Origin of the sequence: Paenibacillus oryzae, from assembly GCF_001675045.1 — a bacterium.
Classification (GTDB): Bacteria; Bacillota; Bacilli; order Paenibacillales; family Paenibacillaceae; genus Pristimantibacillus; species Pristimantibacillus oryzae.
Map to the genome: position 1 here is coordinate 194363 of NZ_LYPA01000071.1, position 19932 is coordinate 214294.

The following is a 19932-nucleotide window of genomic DNA, read 5'->3' on the forward strand; positions in this document are numbered from 1 at the left end:
GACCAAAATGACCGTTACAAACGGATTTTTGCTAAGATTATCGTTTTAACGGCCACAAACGTCCGCAGAAGCTCATCTTTTCCTCAAACTACATGCGCAGAGGGGCTTCCCGCAGCTCTTCCCGCTTCTGCAAATAGCGGAAAAACGCGGTGGCTGCTTCCGCTCTTGTTACCTTTTTCTCCGGCAGGAACTTGCCGTCCGACAGACTCAAAATTTTCAAGCCCACTGTAATGGCGGCTTGCCCCTTGTTCTTGATGGCGTCGGCATCCTTGAAGGATACTTTGAACATATAGTCATAGTTCGCCAGCGTGTTGTACCCCAAAGCGCGTACGATAAGCTCCGACATGTCATCCCGCGTTACAGGCTCATCGGGATTAAAGGCGCCGTCGCCCAAATCAATCAGGTTTTGCTGGAGCGCCGTTTCTACATAGGCGAAATAATCGGAGTCTGCAGCTACGTCTGCAAACGAAGCTGCGGCAGCTGAATTTTTAACCATCGCTTCAAACTCATATGAACGTCCGTTATTCCTTGCCAGAACGAGCATTTTGATCAATTCGCCCCGTGTGATGACTGCGCCCGGCATGACTTTACCGTCCTTCAGGTCAAGAGCACGGTAAGCTACCATCAGCTGCAAGGCCTCTTCCGCCCAGTGTCCCTCGGCGTCCGTTGCTCTCGGCAGCTCCAGACTGGTAACTGCGCCCGTCGCTTGGCTTCGCCATTCCCCGCTTTGCGCATCCAGAAATAACGACTCGGGCCGATCCTTGTCAGCCAGCTGATAAATCAGTTCAATATCGCTCTTCAACTCCGCTCTGGCAAAGGCAGGGTCCCCTGCCGCACGCATCAAATTCACCTTATCAAGAGACAATAACATGCCATCCAGCGTATATTGCTGATTGACCCGGTAGGTCAATTGAACATCATAATAGTCCATCCACTTGGCCAATGCTTCAGGACGAGTAATCAGCGCCGGCGCTTTCGCAGGGTACTCAAAAGGCCGGATAGAGCTGTTGTAGGATCTGACTTGACCTGAAACCGCATCAATGGATACATAAATGCTATCGTAGTCAACAACGGCCCCATTGACCTTCCTCTGGAATTGGATATCGTAGCTGTAAATCTCCTCTGGCTTACGGCCTTCAAAAATCTTTGGAGACGGGGAAACCGTATATAACTCGTGGCTCATCCATGGCAGCTGCTGCTTGACAAGCTCCTCCGCTTTTGCAATCGCTTGTTCCAACGTTATGCTCTTGCTCTCCGTGGCTTCTCTGTTCCTATAGGCGTAGTAGCTTTCTATTTCGCCCGTGCTGCCGTTTACTCTGGCAGAAATATTGCCGGATTCGCCGCCTTCCCTTTTGACGGACCACTCCAGATTCCAGGAGGAGCTGGTTTTGCTATCTCCCTCTTCGCGAGACTCCGTATAGCCGGTTCCCCGGAGCTCGCTGCCCTCCGGCAATGGAAATGCCTTTTCAACCGCTGCAATGGCGTCTTTTTCCGATATCACTGTTGGCTTGGGCTTGGCAGCAAGTGGTTCTATTGTTAGCGATGTTTTGGCTGCTTCGCCATAGTAATAGCCGTAAGCATCACCATATTCTGCTTTCTGGCCTGTTACCGCATCAACCGCCACTGCCCCCATTCCGTAGCCCAAGCGAGGAGTTTGCTCATCCGCCGATGCGTTATAAGGCAGCACATACCGAAGCTCAAGTGACGCGGCATCCTGAAGCGCCTTCGCGGCCTGCTCCATGCTCAAATAATCGCCTGCTTTGGGAAAAGCGATGGTTTCGTCCCAATTCAGCCTGAAGCTCTCAATATGACCTTCGCTATTGATGGCCAGATCAACATAATTGCCCAAATAAGGAATGTCGCCCACCATACGGTCAAAACGGATTTGATGTGAAACAGCTCCGCTAAGCGGAGGCAGCGGCATAACGCCATACGACTCGTTCAGCTTGACTTGGGAGGAATAGGACTTCGCAATCTGACTAATAAATTCTTCCGCCAGCTTCAACGCTGCGGACCGATCCACCTTCAGCGGATAGGTCGCTTGAGCTGAAGATGTATATTGCTCATTGTAAAAGCTCAGCAGCTGACCGCTGACAGCATCCAGAGAAGCTCTGATGGAGGCCGTCTGCTTGCTGTTATTGCGTTTAACAAAATTCATTTCCCAATAGCTTCTTGTTCCATTGACCAGCTTGTTCGTCCTGTAGCTGGAGCTTTGCAGCTGAAAATCGTCAGGAATGCGGACATATTGGCGAAGCAGCTTTTCAGCCTCCGCTTTGACTATTTTGGCGTCTTTTTCGTCCGCCTTTACACCTTCGCTGTTTTGCGCTTCTGACAGCGCTAACAATTCATTCACATTGCTGGCCTGTTCTTCAGCCATAACCGGCACGCTCCAGATGGAGGCAGCCATGGTTACAGCCACAGCCAGCGCAAGCCTGCTTTTTTTCCTTTTTCCTCGATTCATCAATGCAACACTCCTCAGCATTCATTTTTTTTGGGGATCTTGGTTTTCTACCACGGGTAAGCTAACATGTCGCACATGCGCTTCAATGTATGTAAATATCTTCTAGTTCCTACCCCTTTAGACGCTTCAATCCGTCAAAAAGTTGCACAAAAAAACCGCATTTCATCAGCTCGGGGCAAATGAAATGCGGCTTCGTCATGCGCTATATCAGAATGGCATAGCTGAGGCAAGCGGCTTACAGCTGGTTGGAGATTTTTGCTTTAAGCGAATCTTTGCTTTGCAGACCAACCATTTTGTCAACGGGCTGGCCGTCTTTAAACAGAATCAGCGTTGGAATGCTCATAACGCCGAATTGGGAAGCCAATTCCGGCTCTTCGTCCACATTGATTTTGGCAATGGTCGCTTGACCCGCCAGCTCGGAGGAAAGCTCCTCTACAATTGGAAGCTGCGTTTTGCAAGGGCCGCACCATGGCGCCCAGAAATCTACAAGAGAAACACCAGCTTTAATGCTTTCAGAAAAAGTATCTTTGGTCAATGCTACTGCTGACATGATCATCATTCCTTTCATCTATCCATTGTGTATGATTAAGGGAGTAACCCGTCTCACCTATTGTTCGGCGTTTGGCACTTTGTCGCAGGCCTGAATTTGCCCCAGCACATCATTAATGGTAATGCCGCCAAAGTGCTCTTCCAGCTTTTTCTCCGCCGTACAGAAAATGCTGAACATAACCTTGTTCATATTGGAGCCGACTACGCAATCCATGCCGGGGTCCCCGGAGCACCAGCTGGGAATTAATGAGCCTTGGGCCATTACTCTGTAGACGTCGGCCAAGGTTACAACGGCTGGATCAATCATCAGGCGGTAGCCGCCGCCGGAGCCTTCACGGGTATCGACGTAGCCGCTTTTACGCAGACCGCTCATTACTTTGCGGACGCGAGCGGAATGAGTGCCGACGTTTTCAGCGATCAAATCGCTGCTGGCCATCTTATCCGGCAAATAGGCCAAATAAACAAGACTGTGTACGGCAATCGTAAATTCACTATTCACTATGCGCGGGCCTCCCTGCTTTATACTGTAATAATATCTATTACAGTTGAATCTGTCAAGGGGGTTGGCTCTGCCCATTTCCGGTGAAACGCCTTCAAGCCCGCAAGCGTCCCCTGCTTTAGCTTGCTGCAGCGCCCCCCATTCTATACTGGCACGCATGAACCGTTTTCAGCGGATGGTCATTTGACACGACAGAGGAAATCTTTAATTCCACAAGGAATAGTAACCATCCTCATCTGGCTCCATTGGATCAAACAAAAACCCGGCGCTTTGAAAGCATTTTATGCAAGCGGCGTTATCCGTCTCAATACCTGCATGCCATCTTTTGATTTGCTTTAGCTCCGGCAGGCTCATTGCCTTAGTTAAGATTGCTCTGCCATATCCTTTGCCGCGCAGCTCCGGATTTACAACAATGGCAATACTCCCCGTGTTCTGTCCCTCCTGCTGCTCCTGCTCAATCATAATAACCCCAACAGGATCATTTTCTGAAAATGCTACCCAAACGAAGTAATCAAGGCTTGATTGTACATAGCTAAACCATCCTTGCAGCGGAAGCATGCCTTCCAGGCGGCGCTTCACTTCCGCGTCCTGGAACCACGCCTCAAGCATCATTAAATCCTGTTCTTTGAGCATTTTCAGCCTATTTATTACAGTATCCATCCGATTTCCTCCCGCCGCCTTTAATGATCCTGCATCTCCAGCCACTGTTCCATCCATTCGTCGATATTTTCCTGCAGGGAAGCCCGTTCGTTCCAAGCTTGCTGCAGCCGCTCCGCTGCCTTGGCGGCTTCTGCTTCTCCGGCTTGCCCCATTTGATCCATTTCGGCATCAAGCTCCGCAATACGCCGCTCCGTTTGCTGAATTTTGGCTTCCAGCTGCTGACTGCCGGATTCCATTTGTCTGCTGGACGCAGAGGAGGATTGTTTATTGCCTGCTTCCCTTCGTTGCCGGCCTTTCTTTTCTTTTTTCAGGCTGCCGGCCATTTGATTTTCATTCCCCTGACCGGCAGTAACTGGGCTCCCTTTTTGACCATCCTTCTGGATTTCATTAGAGATAACACGACTTTTCCTTTTGACGCTCTCCGCCTTGTAATCATCGAAGCCGCCCAAATAAATGTCCAGACGACCGCGATCCAGCTCCCAGATTTTTTGTGCCAGACGGTTAATGAGATAACGGTCGTGAGTGACGATCAGAAGCGTGCCCGGATAATCCTCCAGCGCTTCCTCCAGCGCCTCACGGGAAGCAATGTCCATATGATTGGTTGGTTCGTCCAGAATGAGCAGATTCGGCTTCTTCAACACGAGCAAAGCAAGCCGCAAACGGGTCCATTCTCCCCCGGACAACATGCCGAGCGGCTTAAATACTTCTGTTCCATAAAACATATACGCAGCCAGCGCATTACGGGCTTCTCCTTCTTCCATCCCTGCTTCTGTCCGAAAATAGTGAAGCACAGTTTGTTTGGGATCATCCGGCGGGTGCTGTTGAGGCAAATACCCCAATTCAACCCGCGAGCCTATATTTATTGCTCCGTTATCCGCTGCCAGTTCCCCTAACATCAGCTTTAGCAGAGTCGATTTGCCTGAACCGTTGTCCCCGATCAGCATCACATTTTCGCCATAATGAAGCTCTCCGGAAACTCCGGCCAACACAAGGGTTGCGCCGTAGCTCTTATTCACATCCTGAAACACGACGGTTTGCTTGCCCGACCGTTCGGTTGGCTTTAAATCAAATTCCGCCTCTTTGCGGTTGATGGCCGGACGCTTCACCCTTTCCATCCTGTCCAGCGCCTTTTGCATGCTCGCCGCACGTCTGAAAAATTTACCGTTATCTCCGATCCTTCCCCATTCCATCAGCTGCTTGATTGTTTCCTTCATTTTTTTGATCTGCTTCTGCTGCTCCTGGTAATCCGCGAACTGCCTGAGAACAAGCTCTTCCTTCTCCTTGGCGTAACGGGAATAGTTCCCGTGGAAAACGGTGGTTTCACCATCCTCCAGCTCCACGATTTTGGTGGCAACCCGATCCAGAAAATAACGGTCGTGGGATACGATCAGACACGTGCCCGGATATTTCTGCAAAAAGTCCTCCAGCCATTCCACAGCGGACATGTCCAGATGATTGGTTGGTTCGTCGAGCAGCAGCAGACCCGGCTTCAACAGCAGCTGCGAAGCAAGAGCAACCTTCGTTTTTTCACCGCCTGACATGGATTGAAACGTTCTGGAATACCATTCTTTTGGAATGCGCAGCCCTTCGGCAACGCCATCAATGGTCGATTCCAGCTCATAGCCGCCTTCCGCCTCGTAACGCTCCTGAAGTTTGGCATAATCTGCCAGCAGCGATTCCAGCTCCCCGTTTTCCAGACCAGGATAAGCCATTGCCGCTTCCAGCCGCGACATTTCATTGCGAGCATGCAGCAATTCGCGGAAAGCCAATGAAAGCACGTCGTAAACCGTTGCCCCCGCCTCCGCGCCCGACATTTGCTGAAGATAACCGATGCTTATATGCTTGGCAATGGCAAGCATGCCATCGTCCGGAGACTCCTGCCTGGCAAGCAAACGCAGCAGCGTTGTTTTTCCGCAGCCGTTTCGCCCGACAAGTCCCGCCTTTTCCCCTTGATGGAGCTCGAAGGTTACATTCTCCAAAACAAGCTGAGCGGCATTGTATTTTTTAACATTTTGGCAATTTATAATTAACATGAGGGTTCCTCCTAGTATCAGAGGCCCTACCCCGTTTCCGTATATAAAAAAAGGGCGCAGGGAAAATTCCCTACGCCCGGTATCGCTTCAGGTCAAGGTAGGAGCCTTTTCGTTAGTTGTAATGTCGTATGGTTAAAAATGGACAGACCTCTCCCGTCTTGACCAAAACCATGCATGATGCCAGCCATCGCAATGGGCAGCCGGCTCACTTGGACATTGACTAACTCCCGATTCATCCTACCTTCACCTCCTTTAGAGGTAGTTCAAAAAGTCTTCTCGGTACTGAAAAGCGAACTTTTTGAACACCTGTTTTTTCACATAATTATTTGAAAGTATAGCATGCCCAGGGGCTGCCTGCAAAGTATACATCTTTTTTTCATTAGATGTCATGAAGGAATCAGCGGCGCGAATACAATTTAAAGAGTCTCCAATTACGGCAGGGAGGTGAGTAGGGTGGGCTGGTTTGGAAGCAAGTGGGTAGTCGTCAGGACCGAAAGCGGTTCCCGTGTAGACGATATCGACCGGCTGGACGCCATCTTCAAAAGCAATGGGATGAAAACCAAAATTTCGTTGGAAGGCAGCTCGATCAAACGCATTCAAGTTCGCAAAAAAGATGTAGATCGGGCAAAGGAGTTAATGCAAATCTTCGATGACGAGCGCTGATGCCTGGGCGGCGCGCCGCAGCTTGAAGCCCGGAAAGCAAAAAAAGGGTTCCTTCCATAACGGAGGAGCTCTTTTCTTTATGGTCGTAAATCCCTTTATTTTGTTGCACTGGCAGTAGGGAAAATGATACCATTTATACGATTCTGGCCCTTTTTTTCAGCAAATTAAGAAAAGAAAGGAACGACTATGAGTACGACACCTGTTAAGAAAAAGGAACATATTCCACAGCTGCAGCTTGTTCGGGCAATCGCTATTATCGGCGTGTTATCGGTGCATGCCAGCGCGGCTGCAACAGTCACGATGAAGGATTCCGCATATTTTTTCCTTTATAACTTTGCCAATACCTTTATGCGCTTTGGAACCCCCACTTTTATTTTGCTAAGCAGCTTTGTGCTTTTTTACAGCTATTTCAACCGACCGCTGGACGGCAAGCTGATTAAAGGCTTCTACAAAAAAAGACTTCTGTACATAATCATTCCTTACATTCTGTTCTCGGCTATTTATTTCGTTTACGGAAAAATAAGGGCGGATTTGCCTTATTTAACGTCGGATGCGCTCCTGCAATTTCTGGAGAAGCTGGCCAAGGGCGAGGTCTATGCCCATCTGTATTTTATTTTTATCAGCGTTCAGTTTTATCTGCTGTTCCCATTGCTTTTATGGGTTGTGAAGCGTTGGAAAAATACCGTCTATTGGCTCATACCAACGGGATTTTTGCTGCAGTGGGCCTTTTTTCTGATGAATGAATATTATTGGCGTTTAGAAATGAAGGGCAGCCTGGCTCCCTCCTACTTTCTCTTTTTCTTTACCGGAGCGGCGATTGGCATCTTTTTTCCGAAGCTGAAGGAATGGTTTGCCGTCACCCGTGAAAACGCCAGTCCAAAAAAAATAGCCGTCTGGTGCTTGACCTTCGGCATCTGGCTCACTCTGGCTTTGTCGCATGTCATGCTTTATTACAATGTACGGGCTAATGGAACCCGATATCATATTTTGATTTACGAGTTTTTATGGAGCTTCCATACTTTATTTTCGGCGCTGGTCGTCATTGGCCTGTCCTTCTTTATTTACAGACATATGCCGATTATGTTGTCCAAGACCTTGTACAGGCTGGGCCAGCTTTCCTTCGGCGTATACCTGATTCATCTGATCTTCCTGTTTATTTACGATGACAACGTGCGCCACTTCGGCTCGTCAATGCTGGAGCATGCCCGATATTTCGGCAGCTTTGTTTTTATGCTGGTTGGCTCCTGGCTTGTTGTTGGTCTCGTCACGCGTTTTGTTCCGTATTCATGGGTTCTCTTTGGCACGGCTCAGAAGGAGCCTATGCCGCTGGAGGACTATCACCTTAACCGTAAAAAACGTTTCGGGTGGAAGTGGCTGATCGCTTCGGCTCTGGCTGTTGCCGTAATTGCAGGCGGAGCCGCCTATTTGTGGATGAAGGACAAGGATACGACTAATCACAACAAGCGGCAGGAGCTGCTTGCCGTTGAGTCCGCCGAGCAAATACAGAAGCAATATGACGTTATCGTGGCGGGAACCGATCCCGAAGGTATTGCAGCCGCGGTATCCGCTGCACGAAATGGCTTGTCCGTCCTGCTGGTTGACGGCAAGGACCGCGAAATTCTGGGCGGGCTGATGACGGTTGGCGGGCTTAATACGCTGGACCTGAATTATTCGCCCAAGCAATCCTCCATACCCGGCAGCGGGCATAATTTCCTGAACAAAGGTATTTTTCAGGAGTGGTATGATCAGGTTGAAGGCACCTCCTTTGATGTCAACACGGCCGCCAACGTTTTCTACAAAATGGTGAAGGCGGAAGAAAACATTGATCTGCTCATGGGCACCCGCTCCATGGAGCCGCTGGCTAGTGAATCTGCCGACGGCATTTGGAAGGTTAGCGGTATGCGCATTGTGACCGGCGACGGTCAGGAGCTGGAGGTTGCTGCGCAAGCCGTTATCGACGCCACGCAGGATGGAGATATAGCAGCAGCCGCAGGCGCGACGTATACGCTTGGACGGGAGGATATCGGCAATGGGGATGCCCAGATGGCTGTTACGCTTGTGTTTGCGTTAAAGGGCATGACGCAGAGCATTTGGGATTCCTTCGGAAAACATCCCGATACAGGCATTGATGCCATGAGCGCCTGGGGTTTCCCGAGCGCCAAAAACTATGAATCCAGCAACCCGGAGCGCGTCAAGCTGCGCGGACTCAATATCGGTCGGCAAAACGACGATACTATTTTGATCAACGCCATGCATATTTTCGGCATCAATCCCCTGGACCCCGCCAGCATTAAGGAAGCGCTGGAGATCGGAAATGCGGAAGCGCCGCGAATTGTCGAATATTTAAAAACCACTTTTACCGAGTTCAAAGACCTGGAGCTGGCATATACCTTCGACGAATTGTATGTTCGCGAATCACGCCATATTCAGGGAGAATACCGGCTGACGATGGCTGATTTGCTGGCAAACCGCGATCACTGGGACGCCATCGCTTACGGCTCCTATGATGTGGATATTCAGGCGGCCAGCCATCTGGACACCGGCTACGTGCTGTATTCGCCAAAGCAATACGGCGTGCCCTTCCGGACGCTGGTGCCAAAAACAGTGGATCATTTGCTGGTCGTGGGACGGGCTGCAAGCTTTGATTCCTTGCCGCATGGCAGTGCAAGGGTCATTCCGCTGGGCATGGCAACAGGCGAGGCTGCGGGAGCGGCAGCCAAGCTGGCCAAGGACCACGCGGTTACGTTCCGGTACATGTCCGGCTCGAAGGAGCTTATCGGGGAGCTGCGCGGCGTATTGGCTTCACAAGGCATGGATCTGAAGATGGAAAGCTTTGAAACCCCGTATTACATGAACCACAAGGCATACAGGGGATTGACGGCAGCGGTGAGCATGCTGCTAACCAGCGGCAACCATGACAATAAAGCGTTTGATCTGGACGGGAAATCCAATATGCAGCGAATCGTATACAGCCTGTATCGCGTGAAGCAGCAGCATTCGGACTTTTTCCATGGCGACCCCGCTGCCGCAATTGCGGGAGTGGAAAACGCGGCTGGACAGCCGTTGTCCGTTGAACAAACCGTCAAAACCATTGCAAATGCCATGGACAATGCAACCGCCGCCGCCGTCACGTTAGAGGATTTTGTGGCAAACGGCTGGTTCGCGCAGGAGACGCTGGATTCTATCGCGGATTCGGCATCGATTACGAATGGCGAGTTTTTTATGCTGATTCGCGATCTGGTTGAATATTATGCGGGAGTGGTTTACGAGTAGCCGCACCAGCACAAAAGAGCAGCTTTCAGGGTCTGAAAACGACTCCGAAAGCTGCTCTTCTCTTTTGGAAATGAAAGCACATTGACTTGTCCATCAAGCTCCTGCTGATATTATGATTCCAGCTAATTATGCGCCGATCAACCTTTTCAGCACCTTTAGAAACTGAGCCATCTCTTCGTCTGTACCGACTGTCACCCGCAAGTAGTTATCAATGCGCGGCGAATTGAAATATCTGACCAAAATCCCCTGCTCTCTAAGCTGCTTGAACAAGTCCGCCGCCGAATAAGAGGGATGGGAGATCAGCAAAAAGTTGGCTTTGGAATCGGTCACAATAAAGCCTAATTCCTTAAGGCTCGCAATGATCCCATCGCGCGTAGCCACAACCTTGGCCGTTGTTTCCTGAAAATAAGCCTCGTCCTGCAAGGCCGCCACGGCGCCGCGAAGAGCAAGACGGTCCATCGTATAGGAGTTAAAGGAATTTTTGATCCGGTTTAAGCCATCAATCAGCTCCTCGGAGCCAAAAGCCAGGCCAACGCGCAGTCCCGCAAGCGAACGTGATTTGGACAACGTCTGGATAACCAGCAGATTAGGATATTCCGGCACTAGCTTAACAGCCGATTCTCCGCCAAAGTCAATATAGGCTTCATCAATAATGACGACCCGGTCTGGATTGGCCTCCAGCAGCTTTCTGACCTGATCCAGCGGAATGAGGATGGCTGTTGGCGCATTAGGATTGGGAAGAATCATTCCGCCATGGTCTCCCGCAAATTGATCAATCGGAACTTGAAACTGCTCGTCCAGCGGAATAAGCTTGGGCGTAATGCCGCACAGCTTGGCGTAAACCTTATAGAAGCTATACGTAATATCCGGGAACAGCACTGGGCGGGCGGGATCAAAAAATGCCGCAAACGCAAATGCAAGCAGCTCATCCGAGCCATTTCCGGCAAACGTCTGCTTGGGAGACAAGCCATAATAATTGGCTGCGGCCTGCACCAGCTCCTCACAGGTCGGGTCGGGATAAAGGCGAAGATCGGCGTTTGCGGCCTCCTTCATCGCCTCCAGCGCCTTGGGCGAAGGCGGATACGGATTTTCATTCGTATTCAGTTTAATATAGGTCTTGTCCTTTGGTTGTTCTCCAGGCACATACGGCTCAAGCGAGGAGGCCAGGGGGGTCCAATATTTGCTCACCATACCATCTCCTTTTTTTTAGAGGTAGTTCAAAAAGTTCGCTTTCCATTACGGGACTTGCCTGGCGGCAAGGCCGGCATCGAATATGGCATTCAGCCGAAATCTCCGGTACTCACTTAGCTCCCACTAAGCTCCGTTCCTCGATTTCTAGCTTCATCCCATCTTCTTGGTACTGAAAACCGAACTTTTTGAACCTTGATTTTTAGTGGTAGTCCAAAAAGTCCGCCTTCCATTACGGGACATGACTAGTGTCAAGGCCGGCGTCGAATATGGCATTCAGCCGAAATCTCCGGTACTCACTTAGCTCCCACTAAGCTCCGTTCCTCGATTTCTAGCTTCATGCCATCTTCTTGGTACTGAAAACCGAACTTTTTGAACACCTTTTAGATTTTTTTCAGAAACGGCCTGACCAGCATCAAGCCGATCCAGGCGCCCAGCGTATTCAGGATGATATCGTCAACATCAAAGCTTCCCCGTTTGGTTAACAGCTGCACCAGTTCAACGATAAGGATGAGCAAGGCGCACCATGTGATGACGGGAATTGAAGCACGAAGCTTTTTGTTCAGTAATGGCATAAAGACGCCAATGGGTATAAACAATATAATATTGCCAAACAAGTTTTTAATCCAGATATCGCTATTCATCCGGCCAATGCTATTGATATAACTCTGGATGGTTTTAAACGGCACAAGATTATAGGAATAACCCCACATTAAATACCGTTGGCGAAAATAAAGCAAATAAAGCATGACCGCTGCATACACCAGCAGGCACAGCACCACCATCCAATTAAACGCCGCGTTGCGGCTATAGGCGTTGCGAAAAAGTTTGACCTTCATCACCTCCCTGCACAAGATTTAACTCTGCTAGCAGCATTCCGTTGTTGTTAATCATCATTCTCTCCGTACGTCAATACTCCAGCCTCAAGCCCATTATAGCGAGGTCTCTCCTCACTCCATCAAGCTCCGCAACACCCGGAAGCAAACCCCATTGCGAAAAGCCAAACCGGGACAGCAGCGCCAGGCTTGGCTTGTTATGGCCAAAAACAAATCCCACCAGCGCCGTTAGCCCCAATGAAGGGCATGCCTCAATGGCTTTGGAGACCAGCAGAGAGCCAAGCCCGCGGCCGCGATGCTGCTCGGCGATATAGACGCTGATCTCCGCAGTTGCCCGGTAGGCCGGGCGCCCATAGAAGGATTGAAAGCTCAGCCATGCGAAAACCTCTCCGTTTTCCCGCTCCCGGGCTACCCAGATCGGCCTATGCTGGGGAGAATGCTCCAAAAACCATTCCATTCTGTCATTGACAGTAACAGGCTCCAGGTCGGCCGTTACCATCCGTCCAGCTATAGTTGAGTTATAGATGTCAACGATGTCAGCCAAGTCGGCAAGCTTAGCGTCTTCTATGACCACGTCCGGCTTGTTCGGCCCATTCATGCTTTACGCCCCTCCAGTTGCCCCTTCAAATAAGCCTCGTATTCCTCGGGGGTATTCAGATTGATTGGACTATACCCCGGCATCTCCAATTGGAGAAACACCGCTTGCAGCTCCCACAGCAAGCCCATCAGCCGGCGTTCGCCCCGTTCCAGCGCAGCCTTTGCCGCTTCCGCAACGGATGTATGGTACAGCCCGTGAAAAGGCTGTCCGGGCAAACAAACAACATCTGCCTCGCCGCCAATCAGCTTCTCCAACACCTCAATAAGAGAAAGCGAAACATCCGGAGAGTCACATGCCGTCACAAAGACATAGCCTTCCGGCAACGACTGCAGCCCTGCATGCAAGCCCGCCAGAGGCCCTTGTCCGGGATAGCTGTCCGTGACAAACCGGATTGAAGGTTTTGCATTAGAACGGCCCTCTTGTCCGTCACGCGGGTAATCACGGTTAGCTTCGGGAACATGGTTAGGATGAACAGCGACAGCGGCATCAAGCCATGGAGCAAGCGCCTCCCGATACGCCACTTCCTTCTCTCTGCTCCCGCATGCAATAACAAGCTCTCCAGCAATGGGAGCGATTTGCTTTGCAAGGCGCAGCAGCAGCGGTTCGCCGTTTATGGGGAGCAGCGCCTTATCGCGCCCCATGCGGGAGCTTTGCCCCCCGGCCAAAATAAGTCCGTTCAAATAGGACATAGGCTCCAAATGCCCCCTTGCCTTCCAGGATGGGGCAAGCTTGCCCCTTCTATTGCTCTAGCAAACGGCCCGCCAAGCAAAATGCCTGACGGGCCGACCTTATGCTCCCTTAGGGCGTGTCTTAAGCTTTGGAGGGATCAAACGAGCTTTTCAGGGAAACGATGCGGTTAAACGCCAGCTTCTCCGGAGTGGAGTCCTTGGCATCCACGCTGAAATAGCCGTGACGGAAAAACTGGAACTTGTCTCCTCCCGCCGCTTCCTTCATATTGGGCTCAACGAATCCTTGCTGCACCTCAAGCGAGTTAGGATTGATGCGCTCCAGGAAAGGCTTTTCGGCCTCCTCAGGATTGTCCACAATCAACGGCTCATACAAGCGGAAGTCCGCTGGCACTGCATGAGTGGCTTCAACCCAATGGATGGTCCCTTTTACCTTGCGCTCATTAAAGCCGCTGCCGCTTTTGGTTTTGGGATCGTACGTACAATGCAGCTCCACAACCTCACCGTTTTCATCCTTGATGACGTCCTGGCATGTAATGAAATAAGCATGCTTCAGCCGAACCTCGTTGCCGGGGAACAAGCGGAAATATTTGCTGGGCGGATTTTCCATAAAATCGTCCCGCTCAATATAGATTTCACGTGAGAACGGAATTTCGCGGATACCCATCTCTTCATTTTCAGAGTTGTTTTCTGCGGGCAGCAGCTCGCTTTGTCCTTCAGGATAGTTGGTAATGACCACCTTGAGCGGACGAAGCACCGCCATTGTACGCAGCGCCTTCAGCTTCAGGTCCTCCCTGATAAAATGATCCAGGTACCGCTCATCCACTACGCTGTTGCTTTTGGCAACGCCGATTTCGCGACAGAACGAGCGAATGGATTCAGCCGTATAGCCGCGGCGGCGCATGCCGCTGATGGTCGGCATCCGGGGGTCGTCCCAGCCGTCCACGATTCCTTCGTCCACCAGCTGCTTCAGATAACGCTTGCTCATTACGGTATTGGTTACGTTCAGGCGGGCAAATTCATATTGGCGCGGAACGGCTTCCATCTCACATTCCGCGACAGCCCAGTCGTACAATGGGCGATGATCCTCAAATTCCAGCGTACAGATGGAATGGGTGATCCCCTCGATCGCATCGCTTAGCGGGTGGGCATAATCGTACATCGGGTAAATGCACCAGGCATCTCCCGTGCGATGGTGATGGGAATGGGAAATACGATACAGCACGGGATCGCGCATTGTAATATTGGAGGAGGCCATGTCGATTTTTGCTCTCAGCACGCGCGCTCCGTCCGGGAATTCGCCCCCGCGCATTCTTGCGAACAAATCCAGGTTTTCCTCTACGCTCCGGTTGCGGTATGGGCTCTCCTTGCCAGGCTCCGTCAGAGTGCCTCTCATTTCGCGCGTTTGCTCCGCAGTCAGGTCGCAGACATAGGCTTTGCCCTTCTTGATCAGCAGCAAGGCGCGATTGTACAGCTCCTCGAAATAGTCGGACGCAAAGCGCAGCTCCTCCCAATCAAAGCCCAGCCAGCGCACATCCTCCTGAATCGCTTCAACATATTCTGTATCCTCTTTTACCGGATTTGTATCATCGAAGCGAAGATTTGTTTTTCCGTTAAACTCGTCGGCCAGCTCAAAATTCAAGCATATCGACTTGGCGTGGCCTATATGCAAATATCCGTTAGGCTCGGGCGGAAAACGGGTGATAATTTCCTTTACGCGGCCTTCCTTCAAATCTTCCACAACTATATTTTTAATAAAGTTTGAGGATGATGTCTTGTTCCCGACTGCTTTCTCCATCGCGACCAACCTTTCTTAACGCATTAATTAATAACTTTTATATCCCTTTATAATACACAAAAATGGGTTAAAATACACTTCCCGAGCAGGATAAAGCCAGTGAAAACGCCATTATTCGGGGCTTCTGTCGGAGACTGCCGTCAGAGTCGGTCTCCGTTTCCGTTGAAAGTTTATTAGAATCTTCTCACATTCAACACGAAACTACAATTTCGTTTTAATATAAGGCTTAGAAATCTGAACGACATACAGCCTAATTCCCGCAAGGGAAACGGGGGAACCACTTTGGGTGAATTGATTTCGGCTGCTGCTCCGCAGCTCCTGCGAGATCATAGGGAACCTTTCAACCGAACCCCACAGCTAACCTCGTCGGCGCCGGAAGGAGTTTCAAGATTTGAAGAAGAAACTTAGCGCGTTATTACTCGGGCTTGTCCTGCTGCTAACTTTTCAAGCTGGCAGCGCTTTCGCGAGCTCCGAAATGGATGGCATCATCGATGAATTGATTGGAGTTAAATATCAGTATGGCGGTTCCACCACCAGCGGATTTGATTGCTCCGGCTTCACCGGTTATGTCTTCGCAAAAATGGGTTTGGATTTGTCCCGCAGATCGGTTGATCAAGCAAGCCAAGGCGAAAAAGTCGCCAAAGCCGACTTGAAAGCCGGCGATCTTGTGTTCTTCGACACATCGGGCAAAAACAATGGCAACATTTCGCATGTTGGCATCTATGTAGGAAACGGCAAATTCGCTCATGCTTCCACACGAATCGGTGTGACGATTGATGAGCTGGATTCCTCTTACTACAAAACCCGTTATGTAACCGCTCGTCGTGTTATGGATGATAGTGCTTTTGAAAAATACGCAGTAGCGGCCGAATAAGCCGTTATGCAGCAGCCCCGTGCAAATCTTGCACGGGTTTTTTGCGTGTAGTGGTGCGTTGGACGTATAATTTTAATTTTGTTACTATATACTTGGTTGTAGGTGTAATAAAATTACGGGAGTGAGTGCCGTGTTAAAAATGTTTTCTGTTTCAAATTATCGAGCCTTCAGAGATCCAATTACAATAGACTTTACAAAGGTTAGGGATTATAAATTCAATGATGCTTGTATACAAAGCAATCTGATTTCCAAGGCTATTTTATATGGCAAAAATGCTGTCGGAAAATCGAATTTAGGCTATGCATTAATGGACATTCGCTCAATGCTTTTGCCAAATCATTCTAAAATAATGGGAGACAGCCTAGGTTATCTGAACGCGTATTCAGAAGAAAGTGCCGCCGCTTTTACCTACCATTTTAAAATTAACAATCGTGAAATAAGATATTATTATGAGAAACGCTCAGCAACCGAGATTCAGTTTGAGGAACTCCACATTGATAATCAACAATTATTTATGTTCAACTTTGCGTCAGGTGAAGGAGACTTTACAAACTTACTTCAGTATGAAGAGTTAAAACATTTAAACTTAGACCATTGGGACAATGAAACGTCCGTTACACGATACATCATAACAAACGCAAAGCTGCAAGAGCTTTCCATCCTTAAAGATTTTAATAATTTTGTTTCGGGCATGGCTTTTATGGAAACACGGTCTAGCGGAGTAGCGTTCGAAGGTCCCCGTATAGCTGATAAAGGCCTAACACGTACAATAATTGAAGAAGATTTAGTTGATGATTTTACAACCTTTTTAAACCATGCCGGAATTAATATCTCACTAAAAAAAGATGTCAAACCTGATGGTGAGAAAACACTGTATTTTGATTTTGCCCGACCGTTGGAATTTGTAAAAAATATGTCTAGCGGGACCAGGGTATTAACGGCATTATACGCAATCTTGAGAAAACTAGATGAGGTTTCATTTCTGTACATTGATGAATTTGATGCAAATCTCCATTTTGAATTAGCTGAATATGTGTTGAATCTATTAATTCAGAAAAGAAATTGTCAAATTTTCCTAACCACGCATAACACAGATTTGATGAGTAATAAAATCATGCGTCCCGACTGTTACTTTGTTCTGTCTTTCAATGGAATAGTATCTGTTGCAGATGCCACCACCAGGGAATTAAGAGAAGGCCATAATTTGGAGAAGTTATACCAAAGCGGTGAATTCGATAGAACGGTGAGTGAATAAGTTGTCACAGAAAAAGATACTTTTACTTGTAGAAGGAGAGAAAGAGGAACCCAAACTTCTGTCTCACTTTTACAACCTTTATGGTGTCCATAACGTTCATATTGTTTCCTACAAAACAAATCTGTATGCCTTCTATCAACGATTAAAAAAAGAATATGCTGATCCATCTGGAAACATTGAGTATGAATTTATTGATTTACCGCTATTTCTAAACAGTTACTTTAACCTGCAAGGTGATGATAAACTAAGTAAAAGTGATTTCCAGGATATTCTTTTAATTTTTGATTATGACCCACAGGACCCCTTATATGCTAGCAATAAGTTAATAGAACTGGTTACTAACTTTGCAGACTCTACAGATTTGGGAAAGCTATACATTAATTATCCTATGTTGGAGTCATATAAAGATATAGATAATTTAGAAAGTGATGATTTCTTAAGCTCAGTCTTACATTTTCAAGAACTTCACAAAATCGGAAGCCACAAACAAAATCCATACAAACGTTTAGTTGCATCTCGAACTTGCATTTCTAAAATTGAGAATATCAGTAAAGAAGAAGGAAATAAAATCATAAAGCTCCACTCCAATAAGTTAAATGCACTTATTCAGAGCAATACTTCAAGTATGAATACAAAGTATATAGAACTATGTATCGCCCAATGCGATAGATTAGTTACAGATAATCAGATTTGGGTTATCAACACTTCACTTATTCATTTTTTAGATGAATACGGGGAGATCAGACATGATTAAACATATATTCTCCATCCAAAAACCGGATAGTAAACCAAAATGCCAAGTCGAGCTGACAATGAAGCCTATGGAGGAAACGCACGCTGCCCTCATTTGCCAGTGGGCGTATGAGCCCCCTTACCATATCTATAACTTTCCCGCATGGGAAGATATGAAAAAGGACGAAATCGAATTTGGCGATCCCGTCCTGCGCAAGGAGCAATATTGGGTGGCTGTTAACGAGGCTGACGAATTGATCGGTTACGCTCAGTTATTCCCCATGGGGGGCGTCACCCGACTTGGGCTTGGCCTGCGTCCCGACCTGTGCGGCAGAGGCAAGGGCTCCTTGCTTGCGCAATCGGCGGCTTCATTGGCCCTTTCCCTTAAACCGGGCAACGAGATCGACCTGGAGGTTCTGACCTGGAATCAACGCGCAATCCGCGCCTATGAAAAGGCGGGATTTGTCATTACGGATACCTATTTCCGGCTTTTACTTCAAGGCGATACGGGAGAATGCCATTGCATGGTTTTTACCCCGGATTATCGGTGCTATCCACAAACAAAATAACCCCGTCCCGGACCAGCACAGATATTGTACGAATCCATTCATGCGTATCCAGATCGGTATAAGCACGGGAAACAATAGAACGGCGGCGATGACTTAATTGCACCAGATTGGGAATGTAATAGGGACGCCAGCTCCAATTTACATGCCTGAACTGCTCTTCTCTCAGCCAGCCTCCGTTCGTTCCCCGGCAGAAATTAGCTGACAGCTGAATGCCGTCGCCATTGCATATGTATACTCTTATACAGCTTTCATCCAGAGCGGGAAGCAGCCGCTCCAGCCATTCGTCCGTATCTTCCACTACATCCTCGCGCCCTGTCATGTCCATAAGCTGATCGGCTATTTTTTCCGCATGAACAAGCCAATGGCGCTCTTTAATGACATGCCGTTTCAGATTGCTTGCCAGCTCTGCCTCCACGAATGGCGCAAACGCTTCGGGCGAGAGCAGCTCAGGCTCCGCCTTGGCAAACAAAAAACCTTGCACATATCTGGCTCCGGCTTGAATGGCCCGCTCCAAATCCTCCTTTGTTTCAACACCTTCAAACAATAGCGATGCCCCAATTTGCTCTGCCAGCTCCGAGAAGGAGCGCAATACGCCGAAGTAACCGTTATGAGTTCCGCTCTTTTTCACCATATGCATATCAATCTTCAATAGATTGGGCTGAATCTGGGCGATTCGGTCCATGCTGCTGAAACCGATGCCTACATCGTCTATTGCGATTTGACAGCCGTTGGCACGGTAACGGTCAATAACGCCCCTTAAGATGTCCATAGGACCATTAAAGCTCTCTTCGGTAATTTCAATAACAATTCTATTGGGCGGGAGCCGGTATTTCTCCAGCATAGCTAACATTTGAAGCTCCCCGCTGGCTCCGGTATGATATAGCCACTCCGGTTTAAAATTCAGGAATAGCAGCGGCGGCATTTCTTCTCCGCCGATTCGTCTAATCGCGGTTTCTCGAATATAACCATCCACTTTGAGATGTTCATCCATTGGAACAGAGCTATCGGCGAAAAAAGAGCCCAGACTTCTCGCAACACCGTTGTTCACCACTCTGCCCAACACCTCGTAGCCCGCTATAAGCCCGGTATCCATAGCAATGATGGGCTGGTAATATGGCCTGATTAAGCCTGGCGGCAAACCTTCGGGAAGCGGATGCGGCATATGATTAGGTAACGGGGTCATCGCGCTCACCTCAATGTCATAGTTGCGTCAGTTTTTCTGTCATAATGAACCACCTTCATTGTACGAGAGAGTAAA

At 48.9% G+C, this 19932-nt stretch carries 17 protein-coding genes and 1 riboswitch; of the genes, 6 read left to right on the top strand and 11 right to left on the bottom strand.

Going from position 1 to position 19932, the window contains the following annotated elements; translation table 11 throughout:
* Nucleotides 1-88: 88 nt before the first annotated feature.
* From A7K91_RS20335 to abc-f, 5 genes are all read right to left on the bottom strand, one after another.
* Nucleotides 89-2461, bottom strand: a complete 2373-nt coding sequence (locus tag A7K91_RS20335; protein WP_068686142.1) for a YcdB/YcdC domain-containing protein — start codon at nt 2459-2461, stop codon at nt 89-91.
* 235 nt (nt 2462-2696) lie between these two features.
* A complete protein-coding gene (trxA, locus tag A7K91_RS20340; RefSeq protein WP_068686255.1) occupies nt 2697-3011 on the bottom strand; it encodes a thioredoxin in 315 nt (104 codons plus the stop codon).
* Between the two features lie 57 nt (nt 3012-3068).
* Complete coding sequence (locus A7K91_RS20345; RefSeq protein ID WP_068686144.1) at nt 3069-3509, bottom strand: RrF2 family transcriptional regulator; 441 nt, start codon at nt 3507-3509, stop codon at nt 3069-3071.
* A 204-nt stretch (nt 3510-3713) separates the two neighbouring features.
* Nucleotides 3714-4169, bottom strand: a complete 456-nt coding sequence (locus A7K91_RS20350; protein ID WP_068686146.1) for a GNAT family N-acetyltransferase — start codon at nt 4167-4169, stop codon at nt 3714-3716.
* A 20-nt stretch (nt 4170-4189) separates the two neighbouring features.
* Complete coding sequence (abc-f, locus tag A7K91_RS20355) at nt 4190-6202, bottom strand: ribosomal protection-like ABC-F family protein (RefSeq protein WP_068686148.1); 2013 nt, start codon at nt 6200-6202, stop codon at nt 4190-4192.
* Between the two features lie 453 nt (nt 6203-6655).
* On the opposite strand from abc-f, the gene A7K91_RS20360 reads away from it, so the two are divergent.
* Both A7K91_RS20360 and A7K91_RS26210 read left to right on the top strand, forming a co-directional pair.
* On the top strand, nt 6656-6865 hold the full coding sequence (locus A7K91_RS20360) for a hypothetical protein (RefSeq protein ID WP_068686150.1): 210 nt from the start codon (nt 6656-6658) through the stop codon (nt 6863-6865).
* Between the two features lie 186 nt (nt 6866-7051).
* On the top strand, nt 7052-10138 hold the full coding sequence (locus tag A7K91_RS26210) for an FAD-dependent oxidoreductase (protein ID WP_082967618.1): 3087 nt from the start codon (nt 7052-7054) through the stop codon (nt 10136-10138).
* A 126-nt stretch (nt 10139-10264) separates the two neighbouring features.
* Here A7K91_RS26210 and hisC read toward each other — a convergent pair whose 3' ends face one another.
* The 5 genes from hisC to A7K91_RS20390 form a co-directional block, all read right to left on the bottom strand.
* Nucleotides 10265-11326 (bottom strand): histidinol-phosphate transaminase, encoded by a 1062-nt coding sequence (gene hisC, locus A7K91_RS20370; RefSeq protein WP_068686152.1) that lies wholly within the window; start codon nt 11324-11326, stop codon nt 10265-10267.
* A 383-nt stretch (nt 11327-11709) separates the two neighbouring features.
* Complete coding sequence (locus A7K91_RS20375) at nt 11710-12165, bottom strand: VanZ family protein (protein ID WP_068686154.1); 456 nt, start codon at nt 12163-12165, stop codon at nt 11710-11712.
* 70 nt (nt 12166-12235) lie between these two features.
* Nucleotides 12236-12760, bottom strand: coding sequence for a GNAT family N-acetyltransferase (locus tag A7K91_RS20380; protein WP_068686156.1), 525 nt, complete (start codon nt 12758-12760; stop codon nt 12236-12238).
* Nucleotides 12757-13449: a molybdenum cofactor guanylyltransferase gene (gene mobA, locus A7K91_RS20385; protein ID WP_068686158.1), complete on the bottom strand. Its 693-nt coding sequence runs from the start codon at nt 13447-13449 to the stop codon at nt 12757-12759. Before mobA ends, A7K91_RS20380 begins: the two co-directional genes overlap by 4 nt.
* Before the next feature lie 121 nt (nt 13450-13570).
* Nucleotides 13571-15244 carry a glutamine--tRNA ligase/YqeY domain fusion protein gene (locus tag A7K91_RS20390; protein ID WP_068686160.1) on the bottom strand — a complete coding sequence of 558 codons (1674 nt, stop codon included), beginning with the start codon at nt 15242-15244 and terminating at the stop codon, nt 13571-13573.
* Between the two features lie 237 nt (nt 15245-15481).
* Nucleotides 15482-15631, top strand: a riboswitch (cyclic di-AMP (ydaO/yuaA leader).
* Nucleotides 15632-15635: 4 nt separating this feature from the next.
* On the opposite strand from A7K91_RS20390, the gene A7K91_RS20395 reads away from it, so the two are divergent.
* The 4 genes from A7K91_RS20395 (at nt 15636) to A7K91_RS20410 (ending at nt 18674) form a co-directional block, all read left to right on the top strand.
* Nucleotides 15636-16118: a C40 family peptidase gene (locus tag A7K91_RS20395; RefSeq protein ID WP_068686161.1), complete on the top strand. Its 483-nt coding sequence runs from the start codon at nt 15636-15638 to the stop codon at nt 16116-16118.
* A 139-nt stretch (nt 16119-16257) separates the two neighbouring features.
* On the top strand, nt 16258-17373 hold the full coding sequence (locus tag A7K91_RS20400; protein ID WP_245697718.1) for an AAA family ATPase: 1116 nt from the start codon (nt 16258-16260) through the stop codon (nt 17371-17373).
* 1 nt (nt 17374) lies between these two features.
* Nucleotides 17375-18127: a hypothetical protein gene (locus tag A7K91_RS20405; protein ID WP_068686165.1), complete on the top strand. Its 753-nt coding sequence runs from the start codon at nt 17375-17377 to the stop codon at nt 18125-18127.
* Between the two features lie 58 nt (nt 18128-18185).
* On the top strand, nt 18186-18674 hold the full coding sequence (locus A7K91_RS20410) for a GNAT family N-acetyltransferase (RefSeq protein ID WP_068686258.1): 489 nt from the start codon (nt 18186-18188) through the stop codon (nt 18672-18674).
* Here the strand turns inward: A7K91_RS20410 and A7K91_RS20415 are convergent.
* Nucleotides 18637-19857, bottom strand: coding sequence for an EAL domain-containing protein (locus A7K91_RS20415; protein ID WP_068686167.1), 1221 nt, complete (start codon nt 19855-19857; stop codon nt 18637-18639). The genes A7K91_RS20410 and A7K91_RS20415 overlap by 38 nt on opposite strands.
* Nucleotides 19858-19932: the final 75 nt, after the last annotated feature.

Coding starts and splice junctions, on each gene's coding strand:
- A7K91_RS20415 (WP_068686167.1), bottom strand. CDS start 19,857: ATGACCCCGTTACCTAATCATATGCCGCATCCGCTTCCCGAAGGTTTG.
- A7K91_RS20400 (WP_245697718.1), top strand. CDS start 16,258: ATGTTTTCTGTTTCAAATTATCGAGCCTTCAGAGATCCAATTACAATA.
- A7K91_RS20380 (WP_068686156.1), bottom strand. CDS start 12,760: ATGAATGGGCCGAACAAGCCGGACGTGGTCATAGAAGACGCTAAGCTT.
- mobA (WP_068686158.1), bottom strand. CDS start 13,449: ATGTCCTATTTGAACGGACTTATTTTGGCCGGGGGGCAAAGCTCCCGC.
- A7K91_RS20335 (WP_068686142.1), bottom strand. CDS start 2,461: ATGAATCGAGGAAAAAGGAAAAAAAGCAGGCTTGCGCTGGCTGTGGCT.
- A7K91_RS20375 (WP_068686154.1), bottom strand. CDS start 12,165: ATGAAGGTCAAACTTTTTCGCAACGCCTATAGCCGCAACGCGGCGTTT.
- A7K91_RS26210 (WP_082967618.1), top strand. CDS start 7,052: ATGAGTACGACACCTGTTAAGAAAAAGGAACATATTCCACAGCTGCAG.
- A7K91_RS20350 (WP_068686146.1), bottom strand. CDS start 4,169: ATGGATACTGTAATAAATAGGCTGAAAATGCTCAAAGAACAGGATTTA.
- abc-f (WP_068686148.1), bottom strand. CDS start 6,202: ATGTTAATTATAAATTGCCAAAATGTTAAAAAATACAATGCCGCTCAG.
- A7K91_RS20410 (WP_068686258.1), top strand. CDS start 18,186: ATGAAGCCTATGGAGGAAACGCACGCTGCCCTCATTTGCCAGTGGGCG.
- trxA (WP_068686255.1), bottom strand. CDS start 3,011: ATGTCAGCAGTAGCATTGACCAAAGATACTTTTTCTGAAAGCATTAAA.
- A7K91_RS20390 (WP_068686160.1), bottom strand. CDS start 15,244: ATGGAGAAAGCAGTCGGGAACAAGACATCATCCTCAAACTTTATTAAA.